Raw genomic sequence first — 17658 nt, forward strand, 5'->3', positions numbered from 1 at the left:
TTTCTGGTCATGTAGAACTCCTCGATAAATGTATTTTCCACTTATCGAGGTGTCCGGGGAAATTAGACCACTGCAGTCTGCGCAGGCCTCTTCCCGGCTGAAGCCGGTCCTACTACATCGGAGGCGCATCGTAGGACTGGCTTTAGCCGGGAAGGCGTCAGGCGTCACGCCGCAAAATTGAGGGTGTCCGCGCAGGCCTCTTCCCGGCTGAAGCCGGTCCTCCACACCGCGGGTAGCCGCGAATGGTTGAAACCTGCCGCTATACCAGCTCTGCCCGGCGCAGTTCGCTCTTCAGGTACGCGTAATAAATCGGCCCTGCCACTACCCCCGGCAGGCCGAAGGCGGCTTCGAAGATCAGCATCGCCAGCAGCAACTCCCACGACTTGGCGCTGATCTGCCCGCCGACGATCCGTGCGTTGAGGAAATACTCGACCTTGTGGATCACGATCAGATAACCCAACGCCGCCACCGCCACCCAGATCGACAACGACATGCCGACGATGAAGATCAGCGTGTTGGACATCAGGTTGCCGACCACCGGAAGCAAGCCCAGCAGGAAGGTCAGCACGATCAGGGTTTTGGTCAGCGGCAGGTGCACGCCACACAACGGCAGGATCACCGCCAGGAATATAGAAGTGAACGCCGTGTTCAGCAGCGAGATCTTGATTTGCGCAAAAACGATATTGCGGAAGGCCTGGGTCAGCAGATGCAGACGCTCGAACAGCGCCGCCGCCAATGGCTTGCGCTTGGTGACATCGGGGATGCGCTGCAGGGCGATGATCGCGCCCAGTACCATGCCAATCAGCAACGTCACGAACATGTGCGCCGCCCCCTTGCCGAGCAGCTGAAGCTCGCCCAGGTGCTTGGTCAGCCACGCGCTGAGGGACACCTGAAACTCGGTGGCACTGGCCGGCAGGTAGTTGTCGATGAAAGGCGGCAGCTGACCGCGGGCGCGGTCCACCAGAATCATGAATTTATCCAGCGACGCGCCGGGGTTTTCCGCCTCGTGCAGCAGGAAACTGATCGCGCCGGCAAACAGCAACGCCAGCACCGTCACCACCAGAGTCCCCAGCAACGCCACCGCCAGCCACCGCGCACGCTCGCCGGCAATCAGCCGTTGCAGCTGTGGGGTGAGCATGTCGACCAGTTCGTACACCAGCAAACCCGCCAGCAGACTGGGCAGAAGGTTGAGCGGCAAGACCAGCAGCAACCCGCCGAACACGAGAATGCAACTGGCCAGATAGACTTGACGGGGCGTAAACGTTGGCATACAGCCTCAAAACGAGCGGCGTGAAGGATGGGCAGTCTGCCAGCGTTCTGAGTGGAGAACCAGCGACGCGAAAGCCCTTCAGGGCTCAAGCGTTGGGAGGCTGCGATTGCAGGCCAGATCATCGGCCGCAATCGCAGAAAGTACAGGGGCCGGCGCCGCCTTTCGACGCCCGCCATTGGCTCGGAAAATTATTTCTTTTTAAGACAATCGCTCATGAACGCCTTGCGCGCATCGCCCTTGAGCGCCTGAGTGCTGGCCGTGGCGTTGCAGGTTTTCATCTTCTCCTGTTGAGTGGCGGCAGGCGCAGGCGCGGCCTTCAGGCAGGAGCTCATGAACGCCTTGCGCTCGTCGCCTTTGAGGGATTTGGCCGAGGCATCGGCGTTGCAGGTGGTCATCTTGTTTTGTTGGGCGGTGGCGGCAAAACCCTGGGCGCTCAGCAGCAGGCCCATCACCAGCAGAGGAATACGCAGCATCGTCATCGCTTTTCTCCGGAAGCGCCACGCACCTGCATGGCTTTCGGAGCAGTGTAGCCAAAGAATGTTGCTGCATATTTCTGCAAATGCGTAGCGCACGCTGGACGCGCGCACTGACAGGCCGATAATGGCGCCTCATTCAGCCGCCGGGCCGGTCATGCAATACCTTTATCCACTGCTCACCGTCATGATCTGGGCGGGCAACAACGTCATCACCAAAGCCGCCGCGGGCCGTATTTTCCCGGCCGAGATCGGCTTCTATCGCTGGTTACTGGCCGGCTTGCTGTTCACGCCGTTTCTGCTGGGTCCCGTGCTGCGCAATCGGGCGCAGATCAAACCCATCATCGGCAAGGTCGTGGTGCTGGGCGTGCTGGGCATGGCGATTTATCAGAGCCTGGCGTACTACGCGGCGAACATCACGACGGCCACCAACATGGGCATCATTCTGTCTTTGGTGCCGGTGATGACCCTGGGCATGTCGATCGCCAGCCTTGGCACCCGGTTGACCGCAGGCGCGCTGGTCGGCGCTATCGTGTCGTTTGCGGGCGTGTTGTGGGTGGTGTCCCAAGGGAGCTGGAGCTTGCTGATTGCCCATGGCATCAACATCGGCGACGTGATGATGCTGGTCGCAACGCTGGCCTATGCGACCTATAGCACGCTGCTGAAGAAGTGGCAGTTGCGCATGCCGCCGTTGCAGCTGCTTTATTTGCAGATCCTGGTGGCGATCATCGCGCTGTTTCCGCTGTTCGTGATTTCACCGAAAACCGGCCTGAATGCGAGCAACATTCCGTTGGTGCTCTACGCGTGCATCCCGACCTCAATGCTCGCGCCGTTGCTGTGGATGAAAGCGATTTCCATCCTCGGGCCAAGCCGTACCACGTTGTTTTTCAACCTGGTGCCGATCCTGACGGCGCTGGTCGCTGCGCTCGCACTGGGCGAGCAGCTGGCGTCGTATCACTTCATCGGCGGTGCCCTGACGCTGGGCGGGGTGATCCTGGCAGAACGCTGGACCACACCGCTGCGCAAGGCCGCAATCCATTAACGCTGTCCGTCGAATGAAACCGGCTATCAGGCTTTGTCGTGCTCCTGCGCAGCGTGAATCGACACGTCGGTGATGCCCAGCACATGGGGCAGACCGATGGTGTCCTCACCGGTATCGAAGGGGTCATCTTCAACGGCCACGTTGTGCTTGAGCGCCAGCTCGTGCACAACCTCGATGATTGGCACGTCGAGGTTTTCAATCAGATCGACATGGTGCTCACCGGCCAGCGTGTACTCGATTTCATAAAGCTCTTTATCGCTCATCGCATCTCTTCCTACGCGACCTCACGGGTCGACTGATCACGAACTACGGCCAAATAAGTCAAAGACCGGCGGCTTTGAGACGCGCGGCATGTTCAAGGAACAACCCCACGGGATCGGCTCCGTTGCCCACCAGCCCGAAGTGCTGGTTGACGATGTCGAAATGGTCGAGCGGGTAGTCATCACCGATGACTTTACCCAGGTGAGAACTGCATCTCCCGACCATGCCATCAGATTGACCCCGCTCTTTCGTGAACGTGCGAGCAAATATTCGGCAAGTGAGATTTGACGTATCAAAGAGGTTCTTGCCGCGGTCGGTACGCCCCGGTTGCAGGGTCCCTGACCACGAGTAATAGCGCACGCCGCCGACCTCCTCCTCGCCCTGCCCGCCCCAGTGTTCGGGCAATCCCTGGGGGAACCGCCGGTTGAAGTGCGCCACGCCGCGTGCGGTCAGCGAATGGTGCGCAGCGTCGACATCCACGGGCAGGCGCGTACCGCGATAACCGGTGTCGAGCAGGCTGGTGATGAGCGTGGTGAGGCGGATGGCAGCGTTGACCACACGCCCTTTCAGGGTATGGGGCGGGTAATGCGCTTCAAAGTAGTCGGCCAGTTCGGAGCCATGGTTGGGCCCCGCGACGGAGGTGACCGAGGCGACCAGGTCCGGGCGTACGCCAGCAACATACCGAATGGTCAGCGCTCCCTGACTGTGACCGATCAGGTTGACCTTCGCCGCGCCGGTTTCCTTGAGAACTTCCTGGACTCGGGCCAGCAATTGCTCGCCGCGAATCTCGGTGGAATTGACCGCCGACACCATGACCGGAATCACCTGCGCGCCGCCCCGACGCAGCGCCGGCACGATGCCGAACCAATACGGATAGACCACCAGTTTCACGAAGCCCATCAATCCCGGTACCAAGACGATGGGATAACGGGTGGCCTGCTCTTGCGACATTAAGGAGCGTTCCTCAGTGAGCGTTTTTGTTCAGCGCTGCGGGGTCAAGTCAGCCACGTCAAAGTAGCCGGGAAACATTCATAAAACATGACAGTACGGGTAATGCCCCATCGCCATCAATTTGATCGAACTCTTTTGCATCTTGAATGCTCCTAACAGCAACGGGCCAACAATGGCCTTTTTCGCGGAGCGATTCGAATGTTCAAGCAATCCCTGGCAGTAGTGATTTCCATGGCCGCATTGGCCGGTTGCGCATCGACCACCCTGCCGAACCCGGTTGATTACGCGACCTATCGCAATGAGCCGCTGGTCAAGCAAGTCGAAGAAGGCATGACCAAAGAACAGGTCCTGACCATCGGCGGCACGCCATCGACCTCCATTCAGCGTCGCGCCCACCCAGGTACTTGCAACAACTACGTGCTGAACCGCGAAGGCCATCAGCAGGCGTACTACGTCACCTTCGACAACAATGGCCGCGTCAACAGCAAGGGTTTCATGACCTGCGAACAGCGTGACGCCAACGAACGCGCCATGTGATCTGACGCCGTCCGTATGAATGGGTGAGTCCGCTCGCGATCACGAGCGCCGAGGCATCGCAAAGATGCCCGGCGCTGCCGCTGTCGCGAGTGATTCCCTTGAAGCAAGCGCACCCCGTCTTGACTCCGCATCACCCTCGTCCCCCTACAACCCGACCATCTGACACTGCGTCAAAAAGTCCCCGAACAAAAATCAAACTTTTGCCAGCGCCCACCACTCACACCTTAAGACCCGATCTCGCCGGGCGCCTGCTTGACGTATGGCGCAACAGAGCGCGACGGAAAAAACCGTAAAAGCCCTGGAGAAATCTGATGATCAATCTGCACCCAATGACCGACGTCGCCACCCTGCGAGAGCGCGCGCGCAAAAACGTTGAAGACGGCGCCGTCACTGAAGGCTACAACGGTGATCGTGATGAGGTCCTGCGTTTGCTGAACTCGTCGCTCGCGACTGAACTGGTCTGCACCCTGCGTTACAAGCGTCACTACTTCATGGCCAAGGGCATCAAGTCCCACGCCGCCGCTGATGAGTTTCTGGAACACGCCAATCAAGAGCTCGAACACGCTGACAAGCTGGCCGAGCGCATCGTGCAGTTGGGCGGCGAGCCGGAATTCAACCCGGACCTGCTGAGCCAGAATTCCCACGCCCAGTACGTGGCCGGCAACACGCTTAAAGAGATGATCACTGAAGACCTGGTGGCCGAGCGCATCGCGATCGACAGCTACCGCGAAATCATTCAGTACATCGGCGACCGAGACCCGACCACCCGCCGTATCTTTGAAGAGATCCTGGCGCAGGAAGAAGAGCACGCCGACGACATGGCAGACCTGCTCGACGGCCTCTGATACGCGACACGCAATGCAAAAAGCCAGGGCACATGCCCTGGCTTTTTTGTGGGTAACTTTCAGGCGGAATGTTTAGCGGATACCGAGCTCTTCGCGAGCAAGCTCGCTCCCACAAGGGCCAGATCAACCTGACGCTGAATCAGGCGCCGAACGCGGTTCTGTGGGACCGGGTACCACGCAAGCCTGCGCCGAACCCGGGCATATTGCGTGAGTAAAGACGGCACAGAATCCTGCGCCGAACTTATTTCACAGTCTTAGGCGCCTTGCCTGAACGCATCTGCTCCAGCAACCCGGTGCACTGGTTAGGCGCGTCGCCACTACTCGGTGCCACCAGTGCCAGCAATCCCGCCGCCGGTCCGACTGCAGCGCCCAACAGCACCATGCCCGCGCCGCGCAGCAACAGCGGACCTGACTCAACACCCGCGTTGGGTTTGCTGAACGGCCCACGCACATACAGCGGCGAACGCAGGGAGAAGACCCGGAAGCCTTTCGACTCGGGCGTCACCTTCATGTCCAGTTGCTCGGTCTTCAGGTTCGCCGTGCCATCGACGTAAATAATCGCGTTCTCGGTATCGAACACAAACACCTTCGTGCTCGCCAAGCCGTCCTTGAAGCCGACATCGGTGGCCGCACAGTTGATCTTCACGTCCTTGTCGCCGAACAGCTTGCCCACCACGTAGTTGCCAACGTTCAGGCCCGCAATCTCCATCAGGCCACGGCTGACGGCGCCGTCGTTGATCAGCATCTTCAGCTCGCCGTTGGACGTGCCCAGCAACGCTGCCACCGAGTTGCCACGGCCACTGAGGTCGGCATCACCGTTGAGCTCACCAAAGCTGGTTTTCATCGGTTCGAAGGTGGGGAACAGCTGCTTGAGCTTGAAGCCGCGAGCCGACAGTTTCGCGCGGCCCTCCAGCGGCTGGGTGTGCCCGTTGAGCTTGATGTCGGCGTCGAGCTTGCCGCCTGCCACACCAAACCGCAGCGGTTCCAGACTCAGCACACCATCGTTGAGCACCACGTGGGTGTACAGGTCGGTGAACGGCAGGTCGGCGCTCTGCACAATGCGCTTGCCGGTGAACTCGACGTCGGCGTCCATGGCAGCCCAGCGGTCTGTCTTGAACTCCTCGACCGGCAGCACCTTGCCTGTCGGCTGTTTGCTCTCGCCGCCCCGGGTTTTCTGCTCGGCATTGGAATCGGCGCCAATCAGCGGCTTGAGGTCCGCCATCAGCAGTTGGTTGGACACCAGCGCGCCGGTCAGCTTGGGGCGAGGTTCGCTGGCGGCAAAGCCGAGATCACCGTGGATGTCGCTGTCGCCGATCTTGCCGTTGAAGCCCTTGTACTGGAACGACGCACCCGCCGGGTCGTGCAGTTTCGCGATCAGGCGGCCGTCTGTGGAGTACGGAGGGGAATCCGGCAGCGTCACGCCGGTCAGCGGATAGAGATTGCTGAGGCTGTCGCCGGACAATTTCAGGCGCAGGTCCAGTTCACCCAGATTCTGCGGATCGGTAACCGTGCCTGCGATCGCAACACGCAAGGCGCCCGCGCTGACGTCGGCCTGCACCGGGAATGGCAACGCCGCGTCTTTCAGCGCCAGTAGCCCACCTACCTTGCCGCTGCCGTTGAGTTTCTGGCCGTGGTACTGGCCTTTGGCAGTAAAGCCGAAGGCATAGTCCTGAGCCGAAGCGCCCTTGTCCTGAACCTTCTTCGCCTCGCTGCTGCCGACGATGTCGCTGTAGGGGATCGGCTTGCCCAGCATGTCGATGACGACATCGACGGCCGTGTTGATCTTCTGGTCGTTGTAGCTCACGAAGCCTTTGTCGAAGCCGATCGAGCCGATGTCGACCACCCAGCTCGACGGTTTGGCGTTCGGGTCGCTCTTGGGCAGATCAAAGACCCAGTTGGCGCGGCCATCGGCCAGACGCTCGATCTTCGCGTTGGGCTCGGTCAGGTTGATACGCGGGATGACCACGCGCTGGGCCAGCAACGGCAAGGGAGACAAACGCAGGTCGACGCGCTTGAGCGTGACCATCTGCGGCGTCTTTGACCATTCCGGGTTGCCCAGTGCGATGTCTTCCGCCGACAGGTGCGGCCACGGCACCCAGGCGCGCCAGCCGCCTTCATCGGGCTCGCGGTGCCAGCTCACGGCCAGATTGCCGTTGATGGCAAAGGGACGATGGAGTTCTGCAGACACCTTCTCGTTGATGGTCGGCTTGAGTCGGTTCCAGTCGAACGTGGCGATCACAATGATCAGAATCACCAGCAACAGCAGCAGGATTGCGGCTGTCCAGGCGAAGATTTTACGGCCTCGCGTCATTGCGTTGTCTCCCCAAAAACCGATGCGCCATCCAGGGCGCGTCTCGTACGTCGTAACGCTTCGACTGAGAAAAGCCGCGTCGGTTTGATCAAATCTGTATTCAAGGCCAGAAAAGTTCCGCACCCCACCGATACTGTACGTCCAGACGGGCTTGGCGATCCCTCTGAAACTCGCTGAAAGGCCCGCCGGGCAACGAGTCCAGAGGCGCATCATTTCTGTCGATGGTCACCATCAGCTCGCTGAACTTCTTTATCAAGCGGGCAGCGGTAAAATCGCCAGCACGTTCACATCACCCTTTACACCCGAGCATCCTTCCATGAAACGCCAGTTGATTGCCCTGACCCTTTCCCTGCTTGCCTCGAGCGCGTTCGCGATGCCTGCCAGCGAACAAGCGATCCTCGGCGAAGCAAAGGCGACACAGCATTCCGGTTTGCCGACCCTTGCGCAGGACGGCCCCGACCGATTGATCAATCAATATCAGCGCGTCGCCGAAAACGGCCCTGATCGGCTGATTCAGCAGTATCAGCGCGTTTCCTGATTTTTACCCGCTGCGTCAAAAGCTTCCCGGCTAAAGCCAGTCCTACGGAAATAACGCGGCGCTTGTTAGTGGAACCGGCTTAAGCCGGGAAGAGGCCGTTCAGATCAACCAAAAATCGGCACGACAAAAAACATGTGAACAGCCCGGCCCTGATCGCCGGGCTTTTTATTGCCCGACGTCAAACCGGGTTCGACGCCACGCAAACGCATTTGCTAGAGTTGCGGCCCATGCCTCTATCAGATACACGCCCCATGCTGCCCCGCGCCGAACAGAAACAGCAGACTCGCCATGCCCTGCTCGATGCAGCCCGGGGTCTGATGGAGAGCGGACGCGGTTTCGGCAGTCTGAGCCTGCGCGAGGTGGCGAAAACAGCCGGCATCGTACCCACCGGTTTCTATCGGCACTTCGATGACATGGACCACCTCGGCCTGGCGCTGGTCAGCGAAGTCGGTCAGACCTTCCGCGAAACCATCCGCCGCGTGCGGCACAACGACAACATCGACAGCGGCATCATCGACGCCTCCATCCGCATCTTTCTGGACGTCGTGGCCGCCAACCGCTCGCAGTTTCTGTTCCTGGCGCGCGAACAATACGGCGGCTCGCTGAAGGTCCGACAGGCGCTCGGTGCGCTGCGCGAAGGCATCATCGCCGACCTCGCGACCGACCTGGCGTCGATGCCCAAATTCCATCACCTGAACACCGACGACCTCTCGGTCATGGCCGACCTCGTGGTAAAAAGCGTGTTTGCCATGCTTCCGGAGCTGATCGATCCGCCGCCCCCGGCATTGGCCGAACATTTGACCCCCCGCGCGAAAATCACTCAGCAACTGCGCTTTATCTTCATCGGCGCCAAGCGTTGGCAGGGATTGGGCAGCACCGAGTGAGTCGCGACGCTTCACTCCTCTGCAACACGGCTTCATGACCCTCCCTTCGCACCACGGAGGTGCGCCTTCGCAACTGACGCACCGATAAGTCGCACTCAGGTGATCAGCCCCGCCCTTACTGCACCGTATTCTGGCAATTTCTGCCCTGTCCATCTGTTGGCAAGCCACTTGCTCTAGCCCTTGCATCGCACATTGCTGGAAGCTTTCTGATGCTGGTGATTCATCAACGGGTCGAACCTCAGGCTGAATGGGCCGCAGAGCTGCATTTGATATTCGAGGCGCGGAGCAAAAGCCGGCTGCGCTGTTTCAGTGCCGAGGGCGAAGACGTCGGGCTGTTCCTTGAGCGGGGCCAGCCGCCGCTGCGTGATGGCGACTTTCTCAAGGCTGAAGACGGGCGGATCGTGCGTGTTTGCGCGCGCCCCGAGCAACTGATGCACGTGACGTGCAGCAACACGTTCGAGCTGACCCGGGCGGCGTATCACTTGGGCAACCGCCATGTGGCACTGCAAGTAGGCGACGGCTGGCTGCGTCTGCTCGACGACTACGTGCTCAAGGCCATGCTCGATCAACTGGGCGCCACGACCGAATCCATCGAAGCCCCCTTCCAGCCCGAGCACGGCGCCTATGGCGGCGGCCATCACCACTCGCGCGCCGGTGAGGAAGATTTCAATTACGCGCCGCGCATTCATCAATTCGGCGTACGCACGTGAACGCAGCCTGGGCGCTGCTGCGTCTGGCCAGCCCCCAGCTGCCGATCGGCGGCTACAGCTATTCCCAGGGCCTGGAAATGGCGGTCGAGCAATCGACCGTCCACGACTCGGCCAGCGCCGCCCGCTGGATTGGCGACCAGTTGCTGCTCAACCTTGCACGATTCGAGGCGCCGCTTTTACTGGCGCACTGCACGGCGGCTGCCGAAGACGACTGGGCGGCCTTGTTGCAATTGAGCGAAGAGCATCGCGCCAGCCGCGAAACCCGCGAACTGCATCTGGAAAGCCGGCAGATGGGCTACTCGCTGCAGCAATTGCTCAACGGTCTGCCGGAAATGGATCAGCCCGCGCGGGACTTTCTACAGCGTATGGGCGAGCCACATCTGGCGCTGGGTTGGGCACTGGCCGCGCGCGCCTGGCAGATCAGCCCTCAGGACGCGCTCGCTGCCTGGCTCTGGAGCTGGCTCGAAAACCAGTTGGCGGTGCTGATGAAAACCCTGCCACTGGGGCAGCAAGCTGCACAGCGCCTGACCAGTGAGTTGCTGCCGCTGCTGCAGAAGGCCCAGCACGACGCGACCGTACTGAATCCTGAACACATCGGCAGCGCGCCATTCGGTCTGGCGCTGGCGAGCATGAACCATGAGCGGCAGTACAGCCGCCTGTTCCGATCATGAGGTGGCTGCCATCGCCGCAGCACCTCGAACCGCACACCATGCTTAACGGAGAGAACGAATGAACAGCCAACCTTTGCGCGTCGGCATCGGCGGTCCGGTCGGGTCCGGCAAGACCGCGCTGACGCTCGCGCTGTGCCTGGCCCTGCGCGATCGTTACAACCTCGCGGTGGTCACCAACGATATCTACACCCGTGAAGACGCTGATTTTCTGGTGCGCAATGAAGCACTGGCGCCCGAGCGCATCATCGGCGTCGAAACCGGTGGCTGCCCGCACACGGCGATCCGCGAAGACGCTTCGATCAATCTGGAAGCGGTCGACCAGCTCAATCGGCGCTTCGAGGGGCTGGACCTGATCATCGTCGAATCCGGCGGCGACAACCTGTCCGCGACGTTCAGCCCGGAGCTGTCGGACCTCACCATTTATGTGATCGACGTGTCAGCCGGCGACAAGCTGCCGCGCAAGGGCGGCCCCGGCATCTGCAAATCCGATCTGCTGGTGATCAACAAGATCGACCTCGCGCCGCTGGTGGGTGCATCGCTGGAGATGATGGACCGCGACACGAAGAAGATGCGCGGCGACAAGCCGTTCGTGTTCAGCAACCAGAAAACCGGTCACGGCCTGGAGCAGATCATCGCGTTCATCGAGCGCCAGGGTCTGCTGACTGCGGCCTGATTTCGTCCACCCAAATGGCTAACACCCAAGTGAAGCAAGGAATTCATTCATGAACGGCAAAAAAGTATTCGGCGCGTTGGCGCTGCTCCTCGTTCCGGCGCTGGCCTTCGCCCACCCCGGCCATGATGAAAGCGGTCTTGTGGCCGGCATCAGCCATCCACTGGGCGGCATCGATCACCTGCTGGCGATGATCGCTGTCGGGCTTTGGGCTGCACAGCAAAAAGGCGCCGCGCGCTGGGCGCTGCCGTGCACGTTTGTCGGCACCATGCTGATGGGCGGCTTGCTCGGGTTTGAAGGCCTGGCATTGCCGGCACTGGAGAGCGGTATTGCGGCATCGGTGTTTGCATTGGGCCTGGCGGTCGCGCTGGCCGTACGCCCGCCACTGTTCATGGCTGTAGCAGCGACGGCGCTGTTTGCGCTGTTCCACGGCGTCGCCCACGGTCTGGAGCTCCCTGAAATGTCGAGCCCGTGGGGCTATGCCCTCGGATTCGTCGGCGCGACGGCTGCGCTGCATGCAGCGGGTTATGCCGTGGTGCGGTTTCTGCCAACCGCGGCGGCACCAGTGGTGCGGATCGCAGGTGCGCTGTCGGCCGCAGCCGGCATCTGGTTGTTCGCGGGCTAAACCATGCGTTATAGGGTTCGGCGGGGATCAATCGATCCCCGCTGCCCCGCCCGCCTCACCTCCTGCTACCATGTCGCGCAATTTGCCACTGCCGTGACGCCATCCAATGCCTGACGCTTCCCTTCCCACCGCCAAGTCTGAACTGTCCGCCCTGTTCACTGAGCTGCAGCAGCACTTCATGCGCGTGGTCGTGCCGTTGTGGCAGGGCCCGGGGTGGAATGCCGAGATGGCGTTGCCGTTCGAGGCGCTCGACGCCCAGCATCGGCCTTTGCCGCCACAGCGCTACCGGGCCATGGCCTGCGCGCGTCAGCTGTTTCTGTTTTCAAGCCTGATCGATCACCCCGACGTGCCCGACGCCGCCACCCGCGCGGCCGCGCTGTTTCGTTCGTTGCAGCAGCACTTTCACGACGCCGAGCACGGCGGCTGGTTCTACAGCATTGATCCACAGGGCGCACCGCTGGATCGCCGCAAGGATCTCTACACTCACGCCTTCATCGTCTTCGCCTGCGCGCACTACTGGGGCAAGGTCCGTGAGCCGTTGGTGGAGTCGGTGCTTAATGCCGCGCTGAACGTGGTCGCCGAACGCTTCGCCGATGGCGATGGCTTGTACGAATCCGTGCTGGCCGAGGATTGGTCTTCGCTCAACGCCGGCCCGCTGCAAAACCCGCTGATGCATCTGGCCGAAGCATTTCTCGGCACCTTGGCCGTGCGTGATGACGCTGACACGCTGGCGGCGCTGGATGCCCTGGTAGAAGCCATGCAGCGACGCTTCGTGGACGTCGATCACGGCGTCATGCTGGAGAAACCGCTGGACGCTGTGGATAACTGGTCCGAGCCGGGTCATCAGTTTGAATGGTTTTATCTGCTGGCATCGTCCGCGCGTCTGCGGGGCACGCCGCTGTATCGCTCGCTGGAGACTGCATTCGCCCACGCCGAAGCACAGGGTGTCGACCAGACGACTGGCGCGGTCGCGGCGATGCTGGAAGTGGACGGTTCGGTAAAAGACGGCACGCAGCGCATCTGGGCTCAGGCTGAATACCTGCGCGCGCTGACGTTACGGCCTGAGAGCGAACATCTGCTGGCGCGCCAATTGACTGCGCTGCAAACGCAGTTTCTGCACCCCACCGGCTGGAACGAGTGCCTCGACAGCCAGGGACAGATCAGCCGCAGCGACATGCCGTCGACAACGCCGTATCACCTGGCGACCTGCTACATCGGGCTGGCCGAGTTTTTTATCGGCTGAGCTGATTCCCTGATGGTCATCCCATCAGAGATTGGCGGCGACCCCTGTGGGGGCGAGCTTGCTCGCGAATGGGCAAGTACGTCCGCTAAATATTCAGCGGTTGGAATGCCGTCTTCGTGAGCAAGCTCACTCCCACATGGACGGCGCTGCCCTCAAGAACGCGCCGCGTGTCGGGCGACGCTAATCTCCTAAAACCCTACTTATTTCTCCCCGCGACTGCGATCAATTGCAAACCCGGCCCAGGTCTGGCTCACGGGCATTAGCTCCAGGCTGTTGACGTTGACGTGGGCCGGCGTGTTCATGATCCAGAAGATGGTGTCGGCAATGTCCTGGGGCTGGATCGGCTCGGCGCCTGCGTAGGTGGCGTCGTACTTGGCCTGATCGCCACCGAAACGCACCAGCGAGAACTCGCTCTCACACAGCCCCGGTTCAAGGTTGGTCACCCGTACGCCGGTGCCGACCAGGTCGTTGCGCAGGTTCAGCGAGAACTGTCCGACGAACGCTTTGGTGCCGCCATATACGTTACCGCCCGGGTACGGATAATTCCCCGCAACCGAGCCAAGGTTGACGATGCTGGCGCCGCGGCCGTAGGCGATCAGACGCGAAAGCAGCGTGCGCGTCGTGTAAACCAGCCCTTTGATGTTGGTGTCGATCATGGTGTCCCAGTCATCCAGATCGCACTTGGGTGCAGGATCAATCCCCAGCGCCAGGCCTGCGTTGTTGATCAGGCCGCGGATCTTCGCGAATTCAGCCGGCAGGCTTTCCACGGCGCGCTCCACGCCTGCGCGATCGCGCACGTCCAGCGTCAGCGTGTGCACCTTGGTCTGTTTCGACAATTCGGCGCTCAGCGCCTGCAAGCGGTCTTCACGGCGACCGGTCAGCACCAGCGACCAACCCGCCTCGGCAAAACGACGGGCGCAGGCTTCGCCAAACCCGGAAGTGGCCCCGGTAATGAATACGGTAGAGGTCATTTCTTTCTCCTGACTAAAGATGCGGGCTTATCAAGCCAAGCGGGAATGTCACGCAAGCAGCGTTGCGTGTAGGAAGGTTCTGGAGAATGCCCGCCCGCACAGGCCGGGATCAAGCACCATCCGCAACATGGTTATACAACCTCTCTGCTGTATAAAAAATAACCAATTGCTCCCAACCCTTACACCATGTGGCCTGCAGACACTTTTGCCCACCTTATCCACAGTCAGACGTACATTTTCTGGGGGCAACTCTAAAACGCCGAAAGTCCCGGCATACGGGACGTGTGGGTAACTCAGCGCATGTTTTTACTTGACCGGCCATGGGCCATCTGCCGTCGATTTTCTCAAGACTTGGGTGCGCGGACAGGATTGCTGCGTGAACGCCAGAGATTGCGCTATCTGCGGCGGTCTTTCCAACGGTTGCACACAGACTTATCCACAGGCAGACACCTTATAAAGACTGTATAAAAAACCAGCCACAAGAACGTTGACAAACCCCCTCAAAATACCGGCCGAAAGCACTGGTCAAATATTGATCAGCATGCTGAAAGCCACGTAAATAAAGGCCTCCAGCCAGCTGCTCCCAACTTATTCACAGTCACCTCCACAGTAAAACTGAACAAGTCAAAAGCGTGACAAAACAGCGATTTGCAGCGGCTATATGTCGCGTTTTCGCATCTGCCCAAAATTGTTTTCCACAATTAGGCTACCGCATAAAAAAGCCCCGGAAGTTATCCACCCGGGGCTTTTTTGAGCCGCATTGATCAGCAATCAGTGACCGCCTAGATAGGCGTTCCTGACCTCCTCGTTGGTGAGCAATTCCTTACCCGTGCCCGTCAGGCGAATCTCGCCGTTGACCATCACGTAGGCGCGGTCCGACAGCTTCAGCGCATGGTTGGCGTTCTGCTCCACCAGGAAGATGGTCATGCCGGTCTGGGCCAGCTCGCGCAGCGTTGCGAAAATCTGCTTCACGATGATGGGTGCCAGCCCCAGGCTCGGTTCGTCCAGCAACAGCAACTTGGGACGGCTCATCAACGCCCGCGCAATGGCGAGCATTTGCTGTTCGCCCCCGGACATCGTCATCGCCCGCTGATTGCGACGCTCCTTGAGCCGCGGGAACATCTCGAACATGCGCTGCATGTCTTCGCTGGCGTGTTTGTCGCCGATGGGGATGGTGCCCATCATCAGGTTCTCTTCCACCGACATGTCCGGGAACACACGGCGGCCTTCCGGCGACTGCGCGATGCCATTGGACGCGATGTAGTGCGACGACTTGTGGGTGATGTCGGTGCCCTGATAGATGATCTGTCCACTGGCCGCGCGCGGCTGGCCGAAGATCGACATCAGCAGCGTGGATTTACCCGCGCCGTTGGAGCCGATCAGGCTGACCGTTTCGCCCTCGTCAATGTGCATCGAGACTTTCTTCAAGGCCTGAATCGGCCCGTAATACACGTCGATCTCTTTCAGTTCGAGGATCGGCTTACTCATACCAACTCCTCTTCATCAGCGCCCAGATACGCCGCGATCACTTTCGGATCGTTGCGGATCTGCTCCGGCTTGCCCTTGGCGATCACGTTGCCGTGGTCGAGCACGACGATGTCGTCGGAAATGCCCATGACCATTCCCATGTCGTGCTCGATCAGCACGATGGTCATGTCGTGATCGTCGCGCAGGTGGCGAATCATGCCGCTCAACGCCTCGGTTTCCTGCGGGTTCAAGCCGGCTGCCGGTTCGTCCAGGCAGATGACCTGCGGCCGCGTGCACATCGCCCGCGCGATCTCCAGACGGCGTTGCTGGCCGTAGGAAAGTTCACCGGCCAGACGGTTCGCGCAGTCCACCAGATCCACCACTTCGAGCCAGTAGAACGCGGTGTTCATGGCGTCTTCTTCGGCCTTGCGATAGGCCTTGGTGTTGAGGATGCCGGCCAGCATGTTGCGATTGACCCACATGTGCTGTGCGACCAGCAGGTTCTCGACGACGGACATTTCCTTGAACAGGCGAATGTTCTGGAAGGTACGCGCAAGCCCCGCACGGTTTACCAGGTGCGTGCCGCCAAACATTTTGTAGTACAGGCGGCTGCCGAAGCGCTTGGGCGACGCGAAGTCAGCAGCGCGAAATTGTTCGCCGAGCAACTGAATGACGTTGGTTTTCTTGCCCCGCGCGTTGAGCTCGATGCGCCCGCCGGTGGCTTTGTAGAAACCGGTCAGGCAGTTGAACACCGTGGTCTTGCCGGCGCCGTTCGGGCCGATGAGGGCGAAGATCGAGTTGCGCCGCACTTGCAGGCTGACGTCGCTGAGGGCCTTGATGCCGCCGAAGTGCATCATCAGGTTTTCGACGGACAGAACGATTTCGTCGCTCATCACGCGCCCTCCACTTTAGCCAGCACGCCTTTGCGTGGCTGCACGCCGGTACGGCTGATGCGGATCAAGCCACGGGGACGCCAGATCATCATCAGCACCATGAGGATGCCGAACAGCAAGACGCGGTATTCCGCGAAGCTGCGCAGCAGTTCCGGTGCGACGGTCAGCACGAACGCCGCAATGACCACGCCGACGGTCGAGCCCATGCCGCCGAGCACGACGATGGCGAGAATCAACGCCGACTCGAAGAAGGTGAACGAGGTCGGGTTGACGAAGCCTTGATAGCTGGCGAAGAACACGCCGGCCAGCCCTGCGGTCGAGGCGCCGATGGTGAAAGCCGAAAGCTTGACCAGCACGTGGTTCAGGCCCATGGAGCGGCAGGCGATTTCGTCTTCACGCAGTGCCTCCCACGCGCGGCCGACCGGCATGCGCGTCAGGCGATGCTTGACGTACAGCACCGCCAACACGACCAGGAACAGCACGGTGTAGATGAAAATGAATTTCAGGTCCGGGTTGTATTCGAAGCCGAAATACTCGTGGATGGGGATGCCGCCGTCTTTCGCGCGACGTCCGAACTCCAGGCCGAAGAAGGTCGGCGCAGGCACCGCCACGCCGTTGGGTCCGCCGGTGAACGACAGCCAGTTATTGAGCACCAAACGGATGATCTCGCCGAAGCCCAGGGTCACGATCGCCAGGTAATCCCCGTGCATGCGCAGCACCGGAAAGCCGAGGATGCAACCGGCAAGCGCCGCCGCAATGGCTGCCAGCGGCAACGCCGACCAGAACCCCAGACCCAGATACTGATAACCCAGTGCCAGGCCGTACGCGCCAATCGCATAGAAAGCCACGTAACCCAGATCGAGCAGACCGGCGAGCCCGACCACGATATTAAGGCCCAGGCCCAGCAGCACATAGATCAGGCCGAGGATCACCACGGTCAGCACATACTTGTCGGCGAAGACCGGGAAAATCACCGCAATCAGAATCATCAGCGGAATGATGAAACGCAGGCGCGTCTTGTAACCCGGTGGCAGCACGTGCACGCCTGAGCCCGAGTTTTCGAAGCTCTGGGCGATGGCCACGCCCTTCGGCGTCTGCAGGAACAGGCTCATGAAGAAACGACCGACAACGACCACGCCCACCAGCACGGCGACGCGCCCTGGTTGCAGGTTGAAGCCGTAACCGTCGAGCACGATGCCGACGATCGGGCCGAACACGATCAACGCCAGCAAGCCGGCGATCACCGCGTCGATCAGGCTTTGTTTGATATCAATGGGTTTAGTAGGTGCAGACATG

Annotated in this window: 19 protein-coding genes; 10 read left to right on the top strand and 9 right to left on the bottom strand. The window is 60.6% G+C overall.

Features of this window, described 5'->3' with window-relative positions:
• Nucleotides 1-259: 259 nt before the first annotated feature.
• Nucleotides 260-1270 (bottom strand): AI-2E family transporter, encoded by a 1011-nt coding sequence (locus tag IFT99_RS22625; protein ID WP_065987762.1) that lies wholly within the window; start codon nt 1268-1270, stop codon nt 260-262.
• A gap of 188 nt (nt 1271-1458) precedes the next feature.
• Nucleotides 1459-1749 carry a PsiF family protein gene (locus IFT99_RS22630; protein ID WP_065987763.1) on the bottom strand — a complete coding sequence of 97 codons (291 nt, stop codon included), beginning with the start codon at nt 1747-1749 and terminating at the stop codon, nt 1459-1461.
• A 151-nt stretch (nt 1750-1900) separates the two neighbouring features.
• Here IFT99_RS22630 and IFT99_RS22635 point away from each other — a divergent pair, with 151 nt between their 5' ends.
• Complete coding sequence (locus IFT99_RS22635) at nt 1901-2785, top strand: DMT family transporter (protein WP_192135393.1); 885 nt, start codon at nt 1901-1903, stop codon at nt 2783-2785.
• 26 nt (nt 2786-2811) lie between these two features.
• On the opposite strand, the gene IFT99_RS22640 is transcribed toward IFT99_RS22635, so the two are convergent.
• Together IFT99_RS22640 and IFT99_RS22645 are read right to left on the bottom strand one after the other, a co-directional pair.
• Nucleotides 2812-3048 (bottom strand): hypothetical protein, encoded by a 237-nt coding sequence (locus tag IFT99_RS22640; protein ID WP_074891368.1) that lies wholly within the window; start codon nt 3046-3048, stop codon nt 2812-2814.
• A gap of 58 nt (nt 3049-3106) precedes the next feature.
• Nucleotides 3107-3997, bottom strand: a complete 891-nt coding sequence (locus IFT99_RS22645) for an esterase/lipase family protein (RefSeq protein ID WP_192135297.1) — start codon at nt 3995-3997, stop codon at nt 3107-3109.
• A gap of 198 nt (nt 3998-4195) precedes the next feature.
• Between IFT99_RS22645 and osmE the strand changes: the two genes are divergently transcribed.
• Nucleotides 4196-4534 (top strand): osmotically-inducible lipoprotein OsmE, encoded by a 339-nt coding sequence (gene osmE, locus IFT99_RS22650; RefSeq protein ID WP_065987766.1) that lies wholly within the window; start codon nt 4196-4198, stop codon nt 4532-4534.
• A gap of 311 nt (nt 4535-4845) precedes the next feature.
• Nucleotides 4846-5379 (top strand): ferritin-like domain-containing protein, encoded by a 534-nt coding sequence (locus IFT99_RS22655; RefSeq protein WP_192135299.1) that lies wholly within the window; start codon nt 4846-4848, stop codon nt 5377-5379.
• A 241-nt stretch (nt 5380-5620) separates the two neighbouring features.
• Here the strand turns inward: IFT99_RS22655 and IFT99_RS22660 are convergent, their stop codons facing one another.
• Nucleotides 5621-7690, bottom strand: a complete 2070-nt coding sequence (locus tag IFT99_RS22660) for an AsmA family protein (protein ID WP_192135301.1) — start codon at nt 7688-7690, stop codon at nt 5621-5623.
• Between the two features lie 151 nt (nt 7691-7841).
• Between IFT99_RS22660 and IFT99_RS22665 the strand changes: the two genes are divergently transcribed.
• From IFT99_RS22665 to IFT99_RS22695, 7 genes are all read left to right on the top strand, one after another.
• Nucleotides 7842-8228, top strand: coding sequence for a hypothetical protein (locus IFT99_RS22665; protein WP_192135306.1), 387 nt, complete (start codon nt 7842-7844; stop codon nt 8226-8228).
• 251 nt (nt 8229-8479) lie between these two features.
• A complete protein-coding gene (locus IFT99_RS22670; RefSeq protein ID WP_065987770.1) occupies nt 8480-9112 on the top strand; it encodes a TetR family transcriptional regulator in 633 nt (210 codons plus the stop codon).
• 209 nt (nt 9113-9321) lie between these two features.
• The gene (ureE, locus tag IFT99_RS22675; protein ID WP_192135307.1) at nt 9322-9822 is read left to right on the top strand and encodes an urease accessory protein UreE; all 501 of its coding nucleotides are present in this window, start codon (nt 9322-9324) and stop codon (nt 9820-9822) included.
• Complete coding sequence (locus tag IFT99_RS22680) at nt 9819-10493, top strand: urease accessory protein UreF (protein WP_192135308.1); 675 nt, start codon at nt 9819-9821, stop codon at nt 10491-10493. The genes ureE and IFT99_RS22680 overlap by 4 nt, the downstream gene beginning before the upstream one ends.
• Nucleotides 10494-10551: 58 nt before the next feature.
• Nucleotides 10552-11166: an urease accessory protein UreG gene (gene ureG / locus IFT99_RS22685; RefSeq protein ID WP_074891382.1), complete on the top strand. Its 615-nt coding sequence runs from the start codon at nt 10552-10554 to the stop codon at nt 11164-11166.
• 49 nt (nt 11167-11215) lie between these two features.
• Nucleotides 11216-11788, top strand: a complete 573-nt coding sequence (locus IFT99_RS22690; RefSeq protein ID WP_065987774.1) for a HupE/UreJ family protein — start codon at nt 11216-11218, stop codon at nt 11786-11788.
• A 106-nt stretch (nt 11789-11894) separates the two neighbouring features.
• Nucleotides 11895-13031, top strand: coding sequence for an AGE family epimerase/isomerase (locus tag IFT99_RS22695; protein WP_192135309.1), 1137 nt, complete (start codon nt 11895-11897; stop codon nt 13029-13031).
• A gap of 200 nt (nt 13032-13231) precedes the next feature.
• On the opposite strand, the gene IFT99_RS22700 is transcribed toward IFT99_RS22695, so the two are convergent.
• From IFT99_RS22700 to livM, 4 genes are all read right to left on the bottom strand, one after another.
• Nucleotides 13232-14002: an SDR family oxidoreductase gene (locus tag IFT99_RS22700; RefSeq protein ID WP_065987776.1), complete on the bottom strand. Its 771-nt coding sequence runs from the start codon at nt 14000-14002 to the stop codon at nt 13232-13234.
• A 771-nt stretch (nt 14003-14773) separates the two neighbouring features.
• Nucleotides 14774-15490 (bottom strand): ABC transporter ATP-binding protein, encoded by a 717-nt coding sequence (locus tag IFT99_RS22705; RefSeq protein ID WP_065987777.1) that lies wholly within the window; start codon nt 15488-15490, stop codon nt 14774-14776.
• On the bottom strand, nt 15487-16362 hold the full coding sequence (locus tag IFT99_RS22710; RefSeq protein ID WP_065987778.1) for an ABC transporter ATP-binding protein: 876 nt from the start codon (nt 16360-16362) through the stop codon (nt 15487-15489). The genes IFT99_RS22705 and IFT99_RS22710 overlap by 4 nt, the downstream gene beginning before the upstream one ends.
• Entirely contained in the window at nt 16362-17657 is a 1296-nt protein-coding gene (livM, locus tag IFT99_RS22715; RefSeq protein WP_065987779.1) for a high-affinity branched-chain amino acid ABC transporter permease LivM, read from the bottom strand. The genes IFT99_RS22710 and livM overlap by 1 nt, the downstream gene beginning before the upstream one ends.
• Nucleotide 17658: the final 1 nt, after the last annotated feature.

This window comes from Pseudomonas sp. CFBP 8772, assembly GCF_014841665.1.
Lineage (GTDB): Bacteria > Pseudomonadota > Gammaproteobacteria > Pseudomonadales > Pseudomonadaceae > Aquipseudomonas > Aquipseudomonas graminis_B.

What these genes read in the sequence shown, in the direction of transcription:
- IFT99_RS22635 (WP_192135393.1), top strand. Translation starts at nt 1,901, where the DNA reads ATGCAATACCTTTATCCACTGCTCACCGTCATGATCTGGGCGGGCAAC.
- IFT99_RS22645 (WP_192135297.1), bottom strand. Translation starts at nt 3,997, where the DNA reads ATGTCGCAAGAGCAGGCCACCCGTTATCCCATCGTCTTGGTACCGGGA.
- IFT99_RS22625 (WP_065987762.1), bottom strand. Translation starts at nt 1,270, where the DNA reads ATGCCAACGTTTACGCCCCGTCAAGTCTATCTGGCCAGTTGCATTCTC.
- IFT99_RS22700 (WP_065987776.1), bottom strand. Translation starts at nt 14,002, where the DNA reads ATGACCTCTACCGTATTCATTACCGGGGCCACTTCCGGGTTTGGCGAA.
- ureG (WP_074891382.1), top strand. Translation starts at nt 10,552, where the DNA reads ATGAACAGCCAACCTTTGCGCGTCGGCATCGGCGGTCCGGTCGGGTCC.
- IFT99_RS22695 (WP_192135309.1), top strand. Translation starts at nt 11,895, where the DNA reads ATGCCTGACGCTTCCCTTCCCACCGCCAAGTCTGAACTGTCCGCCCTG.
- IFT99_RS22655 (WP_192135299.1), top strand. Translation starts at nt 4,846, where the DNA reads ATGATCAATCTGCACCCAATGACCGACGTCGCCACCCTGCGAGAGCGC.
- IFT99_RS22690 (WP_065987774.1), top strand. Translation starts at nt 11,216, where the DNA reads ATGAACGGCAAAAAAGTATTCGGCGCGTTGGCGCTGCTCCTCGTTCCG.
- osmE (WP_065987766.1), top strand. Translation starts at nt 4,196, where the DNA reads ATGTTCAAGCAATCCCTGGCAGTAGTGATTTCCATGGCCGCATTGGCC.
- IFT99_RS22640 (WP_074891368.1), bottom strand. Translation starts at nt 3,048, where the DNA reads ATGAGCGATAAAGAGCTTTATGAAATCGAGTACACGCTGGCCGGTGAG.
- ureE (WP_192135307.1), top strand. Translation starts at nt 9,322, where the DNA reads ATGCTGGTGATTCATCAACGGGTCGAACCTCAGGCTGAATGGGCCGCA.
- IFT99_RS22670 (WP_065987770.1), top strand. Translation starts at nt 8,480, where the DNA reads ATGCTGCCCCGCGCCGAACAGAAACAGCAGACTCGCCATGCCCTGCTC.
- IFT99_RS22660 (WP_192135301.1), bottom strand. Translation starts at nt 7,690, where the DNA reads ATGACGCGAGGCCGTAAAATCTTCGCCTGGACAGCCGCAATCCTGCTG.
- IFT99_RS22705 (WP_065987777.1), bottom strand. Translation starts at nt 15,490, where the DNA reads ATGAGTAAGCCGATCCTCGAACTGAAAGAGATCGACGTGTATTACGGG.
- livM (WP_065987779.1), bottom strand. Translation starts at nt 17,657, where the DNA reads ATGTCTGCACCTACTAAACCCATTGATATCAAACAAAGCCTGATCGAC.
- IFT99_RS22630 (WP_065987763.1), bottom strand. Translation starts at nt 1,749, where the DNA reads ATGACGATGCTGCGTATTCCTCTGCTGGTGATGGGCCTGCTGCTGAGC.
- IFT99_RS22710 (WP_065987778.1), bottom strand. Translation starts at nt 16,362, where the DNA reads ATGAGCGACGAAATCGTTCTGTCCGTCGAAAACCTGATGATGCACTTC.